This window comes from Bacillus sp. MM2020_4 (assembly GCF_011250555.1).
Taxonomy (GTDB): Bacteria; Bacillota; Bacilli; order Bacillales; family Cytobacillaceae; genus Neobacillus.
In genome coordinates this window covers 17,076-31,090 of sequence record NZ_JAANMZ010000038.1, presented here as the reverse complement: position 1 = coordinate 31,090, position 14,015 = coordinate 17,076, and the positions used below count along the sequence as shown (strand labels likewise).

18 protein-coding genes and 1 riboswitch are annotated in these 14,015 nt (G+C 39.3%); of the genes, 6 read left to right on the top strand and 12 right to left on the bottom strand.

What is annotated here, in order from left to right; all coding sequences use genetic code 11:
• Positions 1-43 precede the first annotated feature (43 nt).
• The 4 genes from ntdP to fabL all read right to left on the bottom strand — a co-directional run bounded on the left by ntdP (position 44) and on the right by fabL (position 2,369).
• The gene (gene ntdP, locus G6554_RS19375; RefSeq protein ID WP_166244839.1) at positions 44-574 is read right to left on the bottom strand and encodes a nucleoside tri-diphosphate phosphatase; all 531 of its coding nucleotides are present in this window, start codon (positions 572-574) and stop codon (positions 44-46) included.
• Between the two features lie 230 nt (positions 575-804).
• Positions 805-1,062 carry a YgaB family protein gene (locus tag G6554_RS19370; protein WP_166244837.1) on the bottom strand — a complete coding sequence of 86 codons (258 nt, stop codon included), beginning with the start codon at positions 1,060-1,062 and terminating at the stop codon, positions 805-807.
• A gap of 182 nt (positions 1,063-1,244) precedes the next feature.
• Positions 1,245-1,544 carry a gamma-type small acid-soluble spore protein gene (locus G6554_RS19365; RefSeq protein ID WP_166244835.1) on the bottom strand — a complete coding sequence of 100 codons (300 nt, stop codon included), beginning with the start codon at positions 1,542-1,544 and terminating at the stop codon, positions 1,245-1,247.
• 75 nt (positions 1,545-1,619) lie between these two features.
• Positions 1,620-2,369 (bottom strand): enoyl-[acyl-carrier-protein] reductase FabL, encoded by a 750-nt coding sequence (fabL, locus tag G6554_RS19360; RefSeq protein WP_166244833.1) that lies wholly within the window; start codon positions 2,367-2,369, stop codon positions 1,620-1,622.
• A gap of 118 nt (positions 2,370-2,487) precedes the next feature.
• Between fabL and G6554_RS19355 the strand changes: the two genes are divergently transcribed.
• Complete coding sequence (locus G6554_RS19355) at positions 2,488-2,670, top strand: hypothetical protein (protein WP_166244832.1); 183 nt, start codon at positions 2,488-2,490, stop codon at positions 2,668-2,670.
• Positions 2,671-2,706: 36 nt separating this feature from the next.
• Here the strand turns inward: G6554_RS19355 and mutY are convergent, their stop codons facing one another.
• Complete coding sequence (gene mutY / locus G6554_RS19350) at positions 2,707-3,798, bottom strand: A/G-specific adenine glycosylase (protein ID WP_166244830.1); 1,092 nt, start codon at positions 3,796-3,798, stop codon at positions 2,707-2,709.
• 111 nt (positions 3,799-3,909) lie between these two features.
• On the opposite strand from mutY, the gene G6554_RS19345 reads away from it, so the two are divergent.
• Positions 3,910-4,890 carry a metal-dependent hydrolase gene (locus tag G6554_RS19345; RefSeq protein ID WP_166244829.1) on the top strand — a complete coding sequence of 327 codons (981 nt, stop codon included), beginning with the start codon at positions 3,910-3,912 and terminating at the stop codon, positions 4,888-4,890.
• A gap of 146 nt (positions 4,891-5,036) precedes the next feature.
• Positions 5,037-5,207 (top strand): small, acid-soluble spore protein K, encoded by a 171-nt coding sequence (locus tag G6554_RS19340; RefSeq protein ID WP_149869100.1) that lies wholly within the window; start codon positions 5,037-5,039, stop codon positions 5,205-5,207.
• Positions 5,208-5,245: 38 nt separating this feature from the next.
• On the opposite strand, the gene G6554_RS19335 is transcribed toward G6554_RS19340, so the two are convergent.
• Positions 5,246-5,569 (bottom strand): YfhH family protein, encoded by a 324-nt coding sequence (locus G6554_RS19335; RefSeq protein ID WP_166244866.1) that lies wholly within the window; start codon positions 5,567-5,569, stop codon positions 5,246-5,248.
• A gap of 85 nt (positions 5,570-5,654) precedes the next feature.
• Between G6554_RS19335 and G6554_RS19330 the strand changes: the two genes are divergently transcribed.
• Positions 5,655-6,332 carry an SDR family NAD(P)-dependent oxidoreductase gene (locus G6554_RS19330; protein WP_166244828.1) on the top strand — a complete coding sequence of 226 codons (678 nt, stop codon included), beginning with the start codon at positions 5,655-5,657 and terminating at the stop codon, positions 6,330-6,332.
• Between the two features lie 9 nt (positions 6,333-6,341).
• Here G6554_RS19330 and recX read toward each other — a convergent pair whose 3' ends face one another.
• Positions 6,342-7,151, bottom strand: coding sequence for a recombination regulator RecX (gene recX, locus G6554_RS19325; RefSeq protein WP_166244827.1), 810 nt, complete (start codon positions 7,149-7,151; stop codon positions 6,342-6,344).
• 172 nt (positions 7,152-7,323) lie between these two features.
• On the opposite strand from recX, the gene G6554_RS19320 reads away from it, so the two are divergent.
• Positions 7,324-7,458, top strand: coding sequence for a YfhE family protein (locus G6554_RS19320; protein WP_166244826.1), 135 nt, complete (start codon positions 7,324-7,326; stop codon positions 7,456-7,458).
• 108 nt (positions 7,459-7,566) lie between these two features.
• Positions 7,567-7,749, top strand: a complete 183-nt coding sequence (locus G6554_RS19315; protein WP_166244825.1) for a YfhD family protein — start codon at positions 7,567-7,569, stop codon at positions 7,747-7,749.
• Positions 7,750-7,802: 53 nt separating this feature from the next.
• Here G6554_RS19315 and G6554_RS19310 read toward each other — a convergent pair whose 3' ends face one another.
• From G6554_RS19310 to G6554_RS19290, 5 genes are all read right to left on the bottom strand, one after another.
• A complete protein-coding gene (locus tag G6554_RS19310) occupies positions 7,803-8,486 on the bottom strand; it encodes a glycosyltransferase (protein WP_166244824.1) in 684 nt (227 codons plus the stop codon).
• Positions 8,487-8,505: 19 nt separating this feature from the next.
• Positions 8,506-9,804: a glycosyltransferase family 2 protein gene (locus G6554_RS19305; protein ID WP_166244823.1), complete on the bottom strand. Its 1,299-nt coding sequence runs from the start codon at positions 9,802-9,804 to the stop codon at positions 8,506-8,508.
• A 180-nt stretch (positions 9,805-9,984) separates the two neighbouring features.
• Positions 9,985-10,980 (bottom strand): homoserine dehydrogenase, encoded by a 996-nt coding sequence (locus G6554_RS19300; protein ID WP_166244822.1) that lies wholly within the window; start codon positions 10,978-10,980, stop codon positions 9,985-9,987.
• Between the two features lie 70 nt (positions 10,981-11,050).
• A riboswitch (SAM riboswitch) is annotated at positions 11,051-11,162 on the bottom strand.
• A 97-nt stretch (positions 11,163-11,259) separates the two neighbouring features.
• Complete coding sequence (gene argH / locus G6554_RS19295) at positions 11,260-12,636, bottom strand: argininosuccinate lyase (RefSeq protein WP_166244821.1); 1,377 nt, start codon at positions 12,634-12,636, stop codon at positions 11,260-11,262.
• A 145-nt stretch (positions 12,637-12,781) separates the two neighbouring features.
• Positions 12,782-13,993, bottom strand: coding sequence for an argininosuccinate synthase (locus G6554_RS19290; RefSeq protein ID WP_166244819.1), 1,212 nt, complete (start codon positions 13,991-13,993; stop codon positions 12,782-12,784).
• Positions 13,994-14,015: the final 22 nt, after the last annotated feature.

The window sequence follows — 14,015 nt, the reverse complement described above, 5'->3', positions numbered from 1 at the left end:
ATACGAACACCTGTTGATATAACAATCAACAGGTGTTAAGTTTCTAACGTCTGTACGTTAGATATCGTTCATACCAAATATCAATAAAATCTGGTGCAAACGGGCCATTCCGCTGCCGAATCCATTGAATTAATTTTTCCACATTTCTTTTTAAAATTTGATCAATCGCATCTGGATAATTCATTTCACGGCGATGGCGTTCATATTCATCCTCGTCTAGTAAATTAAAGGTCATATCAGGATACACCTTGATATCAAGGTCATAATCAATATACTTTAGTGCCTCACCATCAAAAATGAATGGTGAACTGATATTACAGTAATAATAAATGCCGTCTTCACGAATCATTCCTATGACATTGAACCAGTACTGTGAGTGGAAGTAGCAAATTGCCGGTTCCCTTGTAATCCATGTCCTGCCATCTGATTCTGTAACAAGAGTTCGGTCATTTCCACCAATCACCAAATTCTGTGACCCTTTTAAAACGGTTGTTTCCTCCCAGACGCGATGGATGTGCCCATTATGCTTATAGCTATGTATTTGCATTGGTTCACCTTCTATGGGTACGCCCATGTTCTCCCCTACCTTCATTCCTGAACGCTTTGCAACCTAATTCCTAAACCTTTACTAATTAATGATAAGAGGTAACAAAGTAAAATTCCTATTTTTTATTATTATAACGGTTAAGGACAGAATTTAAAACAAAAGAGCCACAATTCAAGTGGCTCTTTGTAAAAAATTGCGAATTTATTGTGGAAATAGGGCAGAACACGGCAAAAGTGCCTGATTTTCTCTCTAAAAAATTAGACAGACGTGGTTAAGTTTGTTTCTCGATAGGAATTAATAACCTCTTCTGTTTGCTTCTCAAAAATGTGTTGAATCTCTTTCAGCTCTTTTTTCATCAAGAGAATATCATTTTGAATACTATCGAGGTCTGTGGCATTCTCTAAGGTTTGAAGCTCTTCTTCAATTTGTTGGCAACGCTCGAGTTCTGTTTGAAGGTATAGTAATTTTTCCATTGTCGCCATTTGTTCGGAAACCAATCGGTTAAACTGATCCATTTCCCTCACCGCCTTATTTTTTTAAGCTATACTATGTATTCTTTTCCAACTGCTGATTTCCTTTGACTACTTATGTAAAAAGGGAGGAAGTTTTGTCGAAAATCGAAAAGCGGAAGCGCCCTGCATTACAGGAAGAAGGCACTCTTTAACGAAAAGAGCGCCTCCCTAGTGATTAAGTATATTTATTCTTGTCCAAATTGACCTGCGTTTTGGTTTTTACGAGCTTCAGCAGCTTGGTTTTGCTTTCTTACTTCTTGTGCATTTGTTTCACTGCCAAATTCAGTTCCGAACTGACCTTGTGAACCGCCTTGTGCAGATTGAGCATTTTGCTTTCTTACTTCTGCAGCATTGGTTTCACTTGCGAATTCAGTACCAAATTGACCTGCAGAACCTGCACCAGCAGACCCCGCATTTTGTTGTCTTACTTCCTGGATGTTTGTTCCAGCTGAAGTCTTGTTTGGCTGTTGATTGAATTTTGCCATGGTTATCACCTCCACGAATATAATGTATCCATGCTTCGCGGAGATTATCCATTAAAATTACTATTTAGAAATAACTTATACGAGTAATGAAATTCCGCCATCAACAATAATGGTTTGACCTCTAATCATACTTGATTCATCGGATAAAAGGAACATGATGCTATTCACCATATCATCAATTTCTACCATTCTTCCTGCTGGGGTTTTTTCTTTCGCTTCTTGAAGAAGTTCTTCTCGATTAGGGAAATGCTTCAATGCTTCTGTATCCACTGCGCCGCCAGAAACAGCATTAACAATAATATTTTTCGATGCCAATTCAACCGCTAAATATCTTGTTAATGCTTCAAGGGCTGCTTTTGATACACCAACTACTGTGTAATTTTCTAAATAGCGAATGGATCCAAGCGAACTGATGCTGACAATTTTCCCGCCGCCATTTCTTTCCATCAATTTTGCCGCTTCTTGAGCACAGAATAATAAGGCTTTACTGTTAATATTTAAAGTCCAGTCCCAGTGTGACTCTTCCAGTTCCATGATAGGTCGCTGCACACCTGATGCGGCATTATTGACAAATATATCTAAACGACCGTATTCCTGGTCGATTTGAGCAAACATATCTCTAATTTTAGCCACATCTCCCACATTGGCTTTAACAATTAATACCTTTCGACCCAGTGCTTCAATTTGTTCAGCCACTTCTAGAGCAGATTTTTTACTTCTCGCATAATTAATCACGATATCATATCCGGCTTCTGCTAACCTAAGTGCGGTTGCCTTGCCAATTCCTCTGCTGCTGCCTGTTATTAATGCTACTTTTTGTGTCATTTTCTCTATTCCCTTCTTCATGTACAGTTTTGTTACTATTTTATCTTTTCTACGTATAGAAGACAATTTATAAAAGACACTAAGGACAAATTAATCATTTGGGAGGAAGATGTAGGCTATGTATGATGGACGAGATATGACTGAGCTTTCGATGATGGGGAAATCTAATTGGGAGGATTCGGAGCTTGCCTTTTTTCATCATTCCTTGCAGCAAATTGCCCCCTATTTAAACAGTGAAGGGCAGACCATTCATCGTGAAATCATTGAAGAAATTGAAAGCCGCGGCGGGATTAAAATGTGAATGAAAAGAGACCGCGCGTTAGGACGGTCTCTTCTCTTACAAACTTTGATACAGTTTAAACATTTTTTGATAAGGAACAGGGAAGGCATATTCTTTCATTTCTTCAAAGGAAGCCAGCTTCCACTCGTCGGTTTCCGTAAATTCAGAAGTAATGGTCCCAGTGTATACTTTCAAATTCCAAACTAAATGGGAAAATACATGGTCAATTTGACCAATGATTTGCTCAAGATTGATATCCAAATCAAGGGTTTCGTTAAAACGGGTAACTATATGCTCCCGATCGTTTAGCATGGGATGATGGAGCTCGATTGTTGGGAATTCCCATAAATTCGCAAGCAGCCCATTTTTAGGGCGCTTATGAATTAAAAATTTACCCGATGTATCCGTAATGATTGCTGAGGCCAGTTGGACATCACGCGTCTTCGTTTTCTTCGTTTTTACCGGCAGCTCATTTTGGACCCCTGCAAAGAAGGCCTGGCAATGTTCGCGGACCGGACATAATAAACAGGAAGGAGATGTCGGAGTACAAATCAACGCCCCTAATTCCATTAACGCCTGATTAAATGCGGATGGGTCCTCATGGGAAATTAATCCACGCACGACTTGTTCAAATATCTTTCGGGATGAGGGTTTAGCAATGTCATCCCAAATGGAGAGAATTCGTGATAAGACCCTCATCACATTTCCATCAACTGCAGGCTCTGGGATTCCGTAGGCAATACTTAGAATCGCACCTGCTGTATAGGGCCCTACCCCTTTAAGTTCTGCGATTTCCTTTGGTGTATTTGGCACCTCTCCGTTATATTTTTCTTTTACTTCCTTAACCGCAGATTGCAGGTTTCGCACTCTTGAATAATATCCGAGCCCTTCCCAAGCTTTAAGCACTTTATCTTCGTCCGCTTCAGCCAAATCATCAATTGTAGGAAACCATTCAATAAAACGATTAAAATACGGGATGACGGTGTCGACTCTTGTTTGCTGCAACATAATTTCTGAAACCCATACCTTATATGGATCTTGGTCTTTGCGCCAAGGCAAGTCACGCTGTTCATTTTTAAACCAGGCTATTAAATCATTTTGAAAAGCATTTATATTGATATTTTTGAAAATTTCGTGTCCAATTAACATATAATTAGTGCCTCCAAATTGTTAAAAAGGGTATAATAATAAGACATTTTCGTTTTACGATAAGCTAATTTATTTCTTTTGACAAGAAATTATTAAAGGAGGATTTTCCTTTTGGATACTGGAACACATGTTGTAATGGGGATTGCCCTGGGTGGGCTTGCAACCTTGGATCCATCCGTCGCCGCCAGCCACGCTACTGCAACCAGTGTGTTAATTGCCACGATTGCAGGTTCACAAATACCAGATATCGATACAGTGTTAAAACTAAGAAATAATGCCATTTACATTCGGAATCATCGTGGAGTGACACATTCCATACCTGCAGTGTTATTATGGCCGCTCCTCATTGTAGCTGTCATTTACCCTTTCTTTACATCAGCCAATTTATTGCATTTATGGGCATGGACGTTCGCAGCTGTGTTCATCCATGTATTTGTTGATATTTTTAATGCCTATGGCACGCAAGCGCTGAGACCTTTTTCTACAAAATGGGTAGCGCTCGGCGTCATAAACACCTTTGATCCGATTATTTTCGGCATTCATGTTATAGGGATATTTATTTGGATTTTAGGGGCAAATCCGGGCATTACCTTTTTACTAATGTATGCCGTCATCTTTACCTACTATATCAGACGGTATCAAGCAAAGAAACGAGTTTTGGTTGGGGTAAGAGCCATCATCCCTGACGCCACAGAAATCATTATTGCACCAACCATGAGATATCATCAATGGCGAATTGCGGCCATGAATAACCAGCAATTTTTTGTCGGGAAAGCTGTTAAGGATCAAGTGGACATTCTTGACCGCTTTAACCGAATACCTGTCCCTAATACACCTGTCATCGAAGCAGCCAAAAAGGATAAGAATCTTTCAGCGTTTTTATCATTTTCCCCTGTATATCGCTGGGAAGTTGATGAGTACAATGATTTTTACGAAGTTCGTTTTATTGATTTACGCTACCGGAGTAATGGCCACTACCCCTTTGTGGCGGTTGTTCAATTAGACAGGGACTTAAATCGAATCAGTTCATATACGGGCTGGGTGTTTAGTGAAAAGAAATTACGGAAGAAGTTGAGTATAATACCAAGCTAAAAAGCTTTTGACTATGGTCATCGTTTTTTCCATTTTCTTTTAAAATAAGCTTCCTTCAAAGCGTGAATACTAACAGTACGTGGTAAGCACCCGAGGATGCTCTTTGCTTTTCACGTGTTTCTCATTCCCTAAATGGAGGTACCAGCATGAGAAATAAAGAAACAGGATTCCCTAATCAAAATAATAATAAGCTTGAGGGAGAGCCACGAGCAAAAGCAGAATATGCTTCAAAGAGAGCAAATGGTACGATTAATACCCATCCACAAGAGCGAATGCGAGCTTCTGGGGAGCGCGATGACGAATCACCGCAATATTAAAAATGAAAAGCCAGAGATTGAGTTCTCTGGCTTTTCATTTATTTTAACCACTTTAGTAAAGAAATCGGTAGTGCTTCTTCTTTTCCATCACCTTTAAGCCTGTAGCCCCATGCAAAAACGCCATTCATATAATCAATTTTAAAATATTGGCCAGGATCCCCTTCAATTTCATAAATCTCACCGGGTTTAAAAGAATCAGGATTCATTAAATACGCCCTGGCCATTTGCACTTTTCTTTCAAGAACAGCAAACTCATTGACCATTCCCAATTGCTCTGCTTTTCTAGCCTTTTCTTGTATGCTAGCAATTTCTTGCCTTAATTCATGTTCTGACATTGCACTGTAGCGTTTCTCCTGTTGCATCACTTTCACTCCCATTTATCCTTTTATTTTAGTATAGTAATATTTGTACAATTAATAAAGGTATAACTTTGAAAGGAGCCTATTAATGAAGACAATTATTATAACTGGAGCCGGTTCAGGGTTGGGAAAGGAATTAGCCCTTCTTTTTTCACAAAAGGGCTATCACCTTTTATTAACTGGAAGAACTTTGGAGAAATTAACAGAGGTAAAAAAGGAAATTGAAACGATGGGTGGAAAGGCAGATATTCTCCAATTAGATATCCGGAACATTGAGGATATTGGAAACAATGTGAAAGAATTAAGCAGTAGATACACGATTTTCGGTTTGGTCAATAACGCAGGGATTGGGCATTTTGGCGCATTTACGGAAATAACTGAGCAGCAAATAAGCCAAATGATTGATACAAATATCTTTGGGACTATTTTGATGACAAAGGCAGTCCTTCCTGTCCTGCAACACAATCATGCCGGGCAAATTATCAATATTATCTCTACTGCCGGATTAAGGGGCAAAGTGAATGAGGCTGTGTATGTTGCTAGCAAGTTTGCGATTAGGGGCTTTACAGAAAGCCTGCAAAAAGAATATGAAGGCAGCGGAATTAAGTTTAACGCTGTTTATATGGGCGGTATGAATACCCCTTTCTGGGATGAAAGCGACCATATTAAAGACAAATCCTCCCTAAGATCTGCCAAGGAAATTGCCGAGATCATTATGGGCCAGTTGGATCAAGATTCAATTGTAATCGAGAGGAAAAACTCATGACGTTTATTGTCATGAGTTTTCTAATTCAGCAAGAAACCTTTCAATTAGATCGAGTGAAAAACCTTTTCTATATAAAACCTGTTTCATCTTTTGCTGATACTCATACCCAGCTAATTGGGAAAATTTCCGATGCGCCTTTTCACCTTGATATCTGATGGCATTCATCTCTTCATCAGCCTCTTTAGGCATTTCTATTTCACTGATAACCATAGCTATTACCTCAAAAGAATACCCTTTTCTAATCAAGACATTCTCAAGCTTTTGTTTTTGAATTTTAGGTGATTCCTTTGCATACTTTTGAAGCAGCTTTTTGCTTAGCTTCGTTGCTTTTTCAATCTGCTGCTCTAAAGGAAATTCTTCTAGGGCGCGTTGGAGAATCTTCTCTTCCATTCCCTTTTCCCTTAATTCCATTTTGATGACATTAGGGCCTTTATCAGTTGTATTCGCTAGTGTCCTTACGAAGGCTAACGCAAATTCCTCATCATTGATGTATTTTTGAGCGGTCAACCTATGTATAACCTCTTTTATGATTGGTTCATCTATTTCCTTTTTTAGAAGGTAATCCTTAATCTCTTTTTCCGCTCTCATTCTTCTTGCCAAATAATTGACGGCTAGGTTGTAGGCCTTGCGAACGTCATCTTGGTATTGAATTTCTAAGAGTGAAAAATCATCAAGCTCCATTCCCTTTTTTAATTGATGTTTGATGAATACATCACTATCAACACTAAATGCAAATTCTTCGCCTTTGCCATAATCCATGAACACATTAAAACGATCCTTATTTTTCTGCTGCGTGGTGATCTTTGTAATAATGGCCAATTCCTTCACCTCAGCATTACTTTATCATAATTTTCATTGCTAGTTCGATGTAAATAAATATATTTTCCACAAATTAGTATCATTCCTTTCCGAATAGGTAAAAATGGAAATGAGTTTTTTTCTACTTCGCTTGATGACGATTGACTATTAATTGTTGAAAGGAATGAGCAAAATGGCAGAAAAGAAGAAAAAGGATAGGGATAGAGGCAAATATACGCTTTCGAGCATGCAGGAAGTATCCTATCAAAGGGAATTTAAAATGGCTGACCGTGCTGGCGGTTATCATGACAGAAAAACAAAGCTTTAAATCGCTTAAAGATTTTTCCACTAATGAACCTCTTCCTACCTGTAAAAGCTAGTAATGAGGAGCGTTTCCGGCTCCTTATTATTTTTACAAATGAAAGGGGTTTTTCTAATGGGTCGGTCACGAGGACAAAGAAGTCGCGATAAAAATAAAGCATCACTTCCACAAGTGCCGAAAAGCATGAAATCTGATGGAATGGATGTAGAGTATTCACAAGAATTAGCAGATAACGCGGACTTGGAAGCACAAGCCCGCGCGAATGCGGCTAACCAGCGCGCCCGAAAAGGCAAGTAATCCTCTCTAAAGAAAAATGGAAGCAGGTTTGGCCTGCTTCCACTTGATTAGAATTACTTCCTATTTGATACAATTGACTCGAAATTTTCTGTATAGCCGACTAAATCACCCCACCCCATTAAATCTTCATCGGAAATCTTCCACGTATGTTTGTCTGAGTCATTACGAATAACGGCAAAATGTCGTGGGTCTGTAGAATAAACGTGAAAGCCTGCTTTTTTCGATTGATCAATAAACCAGTAATCCTCGGCACGATTTACCTTTTCAAAGCGAACATAATGAAAAATGTCTTTCCTAAACAGTAACGTTGCTCCTGCAACCGTATCTGTCATAGAATTCTCTGTACCATTCACATGAATCAAGGCTTTTTTATTTTTAAAATAAATATAGTAGGAGCTTTTTCCTACGATCGAAACCTGTTTATTAGTAAAAGCTTCGATTGAACTTGCAATATATTCGGGACCGTAATAATCATCGTCATCAAATTTCGCAATAATATCATAACCTGCGTTCATTACCCCAAAATTTAAGCAATCCCCCAGTGTTGCTTTTTCATGCAATTGAAATACCCGGACATTAGAATAATTTTTGGCCTTTTTGATCCATTGGTCAATATCCATCGAATCCCTGTTCAGGATAATGATCAATTCTTTATCTGGCCAAGTTTGTTGTTGGTAATTTCTGAAGACATTATCGATACTCTCTTCTCTTATCGTACACGTTATAATGGAAACCACATTTTCACTCCTTCAAATATTAGGAATTTATAACCTGCTTTAAAAAGTTTGCTAAATTGGGATAGCCGCTTAGACTTTTTGTATCAGCAAGGAGTTCTTTCCGCTGCTCTGAAGTAAAGCCTGAAGCACCTAAGATATTGAAATGACGGATATCGACTTGGAGCATCAGGATGATGGTTTCAAGTATATGGACAAATTTTTCTTGAAATTTTTTAAACTGCTCAGGGCTCGATTGTCCAAGTGCTTTATATTCTCGTAAAATCTTACTCATCGTTAGTAGATCAGTAAGTCCGGTAAGCTCAAGTCCTAGGATGAGGACATCAACATCATGATGTTTGATCGTAAACAGGCCAAAGTTTCCAACTGCTTCCTTCCATTTACTTTCGCCAACGGGATGCTCCTGATGGTAGGTAATTAATTGTTCGCTGACCATGTACTCCGCACCCATTTTGTATAACCGGTATCCTAATTCCCAGTCTTCATAACCATAGTGATAAAACTCTTCATCAAACCCACCAGCCTGGACAATCAATTCCTTCTTGATCGAGACATTCCCGGTAAGAAAGGCCATCCATGGAAACGCAAAGCCTTCTAAATCATTTCCGTAATTTCTTATTATTTGCCGAAACCATGGGAAGGCATTAAAGGCAAGATCTCGATAGGTGTTACGAGTTAAATCGCCTTTATTTAATAATGGGAATGGTTGATCAAGATTGCCATTACGGTTACGAAATCTCGTATATATTTCCTTGTTATTTTTGGATAAATCTGTAATTGCATCTATTTTTTTCTCAGAGAAGGCCGGGAAAACACATGAATAAAGTGCTTTGGAATGCATAACCCCAGACAAAATGAGGTTATTCTTGGTTTGGTGATGCTTATAGTGATTAGCGACAAAATCGGGTTCCACCATCATTTCTGCATCAAGAAAAATCAGCAGGCTTCCTCTTGCAGAGCGAATACCTAAATTCCTGACCTTTGCCCTCCCCAACTTTTCTTTACTATGGATATATTTAAAATGGTATTGCGGGGAATAACCTTTTATTTGATCGTCCGTTTGATCTGTAGAGGCATCATTAATAAAGATTACCTCCATTTTTGCTGGATGAAAGGTTTGGAGTTCAAGTGAATAGAGGGTAAATAGATTAAGCGGATATTTATTTTGTGATGGGATAATAATACTAACTTCAATATCGTGATTGTCCTTATTAACTGTGGATACTTCCGCATCGGTACTTATTGGGGGATTTTGCTTCATCTTTTTTCGCGTATTTTCATTTTTAAAGCTTTTTGACCATGTAAAGCTGTTTTCTAACATGACGCACCCCTTCATTTTTTGTTTTCATCAAATAACTAGTCCCATTGGTCGAGCTTTTACACAATATGATAACCATTTGATTTTGACTAAACTTAAGCCTAGTATAGGTGATTTCGGATACATTTTGTTTTGGAGAAAACAAAAAAAGAGCATGAGAGGCTCTTTTTGAGGGATTTATTTTTATATTGTTAATGCCGTTGACCGAGGAGCAGGAGCATTGTTTTTACACACGTAAACCAAATCCTCGATGACGGCACTTGCCGTTGGAAACATCCCAGCACCTGGTCCTTGAAGCGTGATTTCACCAACAATGTCAGATTGAATACTAACAGCATTTTGAACCCCTTCCACATGGTAAAAAGGATGATCCCTTCCAATCAGTGCCGGTTTAACTGTCGCTTTAATTTGATCACCCGATCTGCTAATAGTAGCAATATGTTTATACTTTAACCCTATTTTTTCTGCCGATTCAATCATTTCACTTGTGATGGTTGTAATCCCTTCCCGCTCCACTTCATGCCAATTTGGTTCATCCCCAAAGGCGATTCTGCTAAGAATCATGGTTTTATAAAAAGCATCAAAACCTTCGACATCATTTGTTGGATTAGCCTCGGCAAACCCGTTCACTTGGGCTAATTTCAGTGCCTGTGCAAATGATTGCTTTTTCTCACGCATTTCAGACAGAATGAAATTTGAAGTCCCATTCAGGATTCCTTGAACTTGTTTTACACGATTGATATTTAATAATTGTCTTAGTGTTTGAATAACCGGAATCCCACCGGCGACTGTTGCTTCATAGCCAACCGATACATTATTTTCATTCGCTAGCTCCAACAGCTCTTTTCCATGATGGGCAAACATTTCCTTATTAGCGGTAATAACATGACAGCCATGGTCAATTGCCTTTTTCAAAAATGAAAAGGGCGGTTCTCTGTCGACGATGGCTTCGACAACAATATCAAGCTGCGGAAGGCAGAGAATTTCTGCAAATTCTGTAGTAACAAGAACCTCCTCACTAATATTTCTTGGCTTTTGCTTGTTTTTTATCAGAACAGCTGCCACTTCCACTTTTTTCCCTAATACCGCTGTTAACTCCTCCGCATGTGATTGAATCGTCCGATAAACCCCTTCACCAACCGTTCCAAAACCTAGAATTGCCACTTGTAATACAGCCATGGTCATTCGCCCCTTTCATTTTTCTGTATACAGGAAAAGCCCTCTTCATAAGAAGAGGGCTAGATTCCTCCCCTTATCTTTCAGGTTAAAATTAACCTGCAGGAATTAGCACCTTTTCAAGGAATACCTTGATGGTTGCCGGGCTTCATCGGGCCTAGTCCCTCCGCCGCTCTGGATAAGAGTTTTATTTAATTTTTCTTTAAATTTCCAAAGTTATAAAAAGAATATTAGCTGAATCTTCTGGTAATGTCAATAGGTTCTTATTAACCTTGCTCAGCATTATTCTTCCAATTTCCCCTCAGCAAGGATAATTTGTTTCATCACCTGTTCAGGAGCTGTACCGCCAAAGCTGTTCCTCACGGCCACAACATGCTCAGGAGCCAATACCTGATAAATATCGTCCCCAAATAATGCACTGAACTCTTGATATTCCTCAAAACGTAAATCCAATAAAAATTTGTTGTTTTGAATAGCATACAACACTATTTTTCCAATTACTTCATGGGCTTCACGGAACGGCAAGCCTTTTCTAACCAAATAATCAGCAATATCTGTTGCATTGGAAAAATCATTGTTGATTGCCTTACGCATCACATCTTTCTTGACCGTCATCGTTTCGATCATTGGTGCCAAAAGCTTTAAAGAGCCTTCTAGTGTTTCCACTGTGTCAAACATACCTTCCTTATCTTCTTGCAGATCCTTGTTGTAGGCGAGTGGCAAGCCCTTTAAGACGGTCAATAAGCCGATTAGATTACCATAAGTACGGCCTGTTTTCCCTCTAAGCAGCTCCGGTACATCCGGGTTTTTCTTTTGTGGCATGATACTTGAGCCTGTGCAGAATGAATCATCCAACTCCACAAACTGAAACTCCTGGCTTGACCAAATGACCAATTCCTCAGAAAGTCTTGAAATATGTGTCATGATGATGGAACCAATCGATAAAAATTCTAGAATAAAATCACGGTCACTTACCGCATCCATACTGTTGGGATAAACAGTTTCAAATCCGAGCAGCTCGGCCACACGTTCACGGTCAATCGGGAAGGTCGTCCCTGCCAGGGCACCTGAACCCAGCGGAAGCCAATTAATTCGTTTTAACGAGTCTATTAATCTTTCTTTATCACGTTCAAACATCCAAAAATAGGCCATGAGATGATGGGCAAACGAAACCGGCTGGGCCCGCTGTAAATGCGTATACCCAGGAATTAATGTTTCTACATTCACTTTTGCTTGAGAGATCAATGCCTGCTGGACATCCTCAAGTAATTTTATTAGTTCTGTTGTTTTTGTTCGTAAATATAGATGCATATCGGTCGCCACTTGATCATTTCGGCTGCGTCCCGTATGAAGCTTGCCGCCGACAGGGCCTATTTTTTCAATTAATAATTTTTCAATATTCATATGAATATCTTCATCGGCTACTAAAAATTCAACCTCGTGATTATCTACCATCTCTTTTATGGATAGGAGACCATCCTTAATTTTCTCAGTATCATCCATTGGAATAATGCCGCATTCCCCTAACATTTGAACATGGGCAAGGCTGCCAGCAATATCCTCTTTTGCTAGTTTTTGATCAAAAGTGATAGAAGCTGTGAATTCTTCAACCAATTTATTTGTTTCTTTCGTAAAACGTCCGCCCCATAGCTTAGACATGTGTGTTTCTCCCTTCAAACTGGGCTATTTTTGGTATTTTTCTTTTTTTTCAGCGAATTTTAAGTGTATATCGGCGAATCGCAAAATACCTTACATTCAATAGAAGTTTGCCCCCGAATTTCCACCTTCGAGGGCAATGTCCATATTATTTAAGAACCGATTCTTTCTTATTAACCTCTGAATATACTTTTGTCGGTAATCCCCAAAGCTTAATAAAACCAACCGCCGCATTATGATCAAAAGCGTCGCCTTTTGCATATGTTGCCAATTCCTCGTTATACAAGCTATGCGGTGACTTACGGCCTACAACCGTATGATTTCCTTTATGAAGCTTGACACGGATTGTACCGGAAACCGTTTTTTGCGTTTCATCAATAAAAGCATCTAGAGCGGATTTTAACGGCGAATACCAAAGACCTTCATAGATAATCTTCGCCATCTGCTGTTCAACTTGCGTCTTAAATTGTGAAACTTCGCGAGGTAATGTCAAAAATTCTAATTCTTTATGTGCATTAATTAAAATTAATGCTGCTGGATTTTCATACACTTCACGCGACTTGATTCCAACTAATCTATTCTCAATATGATCGATACGGCCAACTCCATGCTTGCCGCCAAGCTCGTTCAATGTTTCGATTAATTGTACTAATGGAAGTTGCTCGCCATTTAAGGAAACAGGGACACCTTGTTCAAATTCAATTTCCACGTATTCTGCCGCATCCGGTGTTAATTCAATTGGATTCGTCCAATCGAATGCTGCTTCCGGCGCCTCTGCCCATGGATCTTCAAGAACGCCAGCTTCACAAGCACGCCCCCAGATGTTAGCATCAATCGAGAATGGATTGTCTAAATCAACTGGGATTGGAATGCCGTTTTCTTCGGCATAGGCAATTTCTTCATCACGGGTCATACCCCATTCACGAACCGGAGCGACCACCTTTAAACTTGGATTTAATGCTTGGATGGAAACCTCGAATCGAACCTGATCATTCCCTTTACCGGTACAACCGTGGGCAACAGCTGCAGCGCCCTCCTTTTCCGCGACCTCTACTAATAATTTTGAAATGAGCGGTCTTGAAAGCGCCGATGATAGCGGGTACTTTCCTTCATATAAACAATTAGCTTTCAGAGCTGGAAGAATATATTCCTTCGCTAACAATTCCTTAGCATCTACGATATATGCTTTAACGGCACCAACATTCAGTGCCTTTGTTTTTATCGCCTCTAGATCCTTACCTTCGCCAACATCAAGACCTAATGCAATCACATCATATCCATATTTTTCTTGAATCCACTTTACTGATACGGAAGTATCCAAACCGCCTGAGTATGCTAAAACAATTTTTTCCTTCGTCATCTGTATTCTCCTTGTGTCATGT

Excerpts from the sequence above, each read along its gene's own strand:
- G6554_RS19290 (WP_166244819.1), bottom strand. The coding sequence starts at position 13,993 with ATGACGAAGGAAAAAATTGTTTTAGCATACTCAGGCGGTTTGGATACT.
- G6554_RS19365 (WP_166244835.1), bottom strand. The coding sequence starts at position 1,544 with ATGGCAAAATTCAATCAACAGCCAAACAAGACTTCAGCTGGAACAAAC.
- G6554_RS19335 (WP_166244866.1), bottom strand. The coding sequence starts at position 5,569 with ATGCAACAGGAGAAACGCTACAGTGCAATGTCAGAACATGAATTAAGG.
- G6554_RS19355 (WP_166244832.1), top strand. The coding sequence starts at position 2,488 with ATGTATGATGGACGAGATATGACTGAGCTTTCGATGATGGGGAAATCT.
- mutY (WP_166244830.1), bottom strand. The coding sequence starts at position 3,798 with ATGTTAATTGGACACGAAATTTTCAAAAATATCAATATAAATGCTTTT.
- G6554_RS19305 (WP_166244823.1), bottom strand. The coding sequence starts at position 9,804 with ATGTTAGAAAACAGCTTTACATGGTCAAAAAGCTTTAAAAATGAAAAT.
- fabL (WP_166244833.1), bottom strand. The coding sequence starts at position 2,369 with ATGACACAAAAAGTAGCATTAATAACAGGCAGCAGCAGAGGAATTGGC.
- argH (WP_166244821.1), bottom strand. The coding sequence starts at position 12,636 with ATGTCTAAGCTATGGGGCGGACGTTTTACGAAAGAAACAAATAAATTG.
- G6554_RS19330 (WP_166244828.1), top strand. The coding sequence starts at position 5,655 with ATGAAGACAATTATTATAACTGGAGCCGGTTCAGGGTTGGGAAAGGAA.
- G6554_RS19315 (WP_166244825.1), top strand. The coding sequence starts at position 7,567 with ATGGGTCGGTCACGAGGACAAAGAAGTCGCGATAAAAATAAAGCATCA.
- ntdP (WP_166244839.1), bottom strand. The coding sequence starts at position 574 with ATGGGCGTACCCATAGAAGGTGAACCAATGCAAATACATAGCTATAAG.
- G6554_RS19340 (WP_149869100.1), top strand. The coding sequence starts at position 5,037 with ATGAGAAATAAAGAAACAGGATTCCCTAATCAAAATAATAATAAGCTT.
- G6554_RS19300 (WP_166244822.1), bottom strand. The coding sequence starts at position 10,980 with ATGGCTGTATTACAAGTGGCAATTCTAGGTTTTGGAACGGTTGGTGAA.
- G6554_RS19320 (WP_166244826.1), top strand. The coding sequence starts at position 7,324 with ATGGCAGAAAAGAAGAAAAAGGATAGGGATAGAGGCAAATATACGCTT.
- G6554_RS19370 (WP_166244837.1), bottom strand. The coding sequence starts at position 1,062 with ATGGATCAGTTTAACCGATTGGTTTCCGAACAAATGGCGACAATGGAA.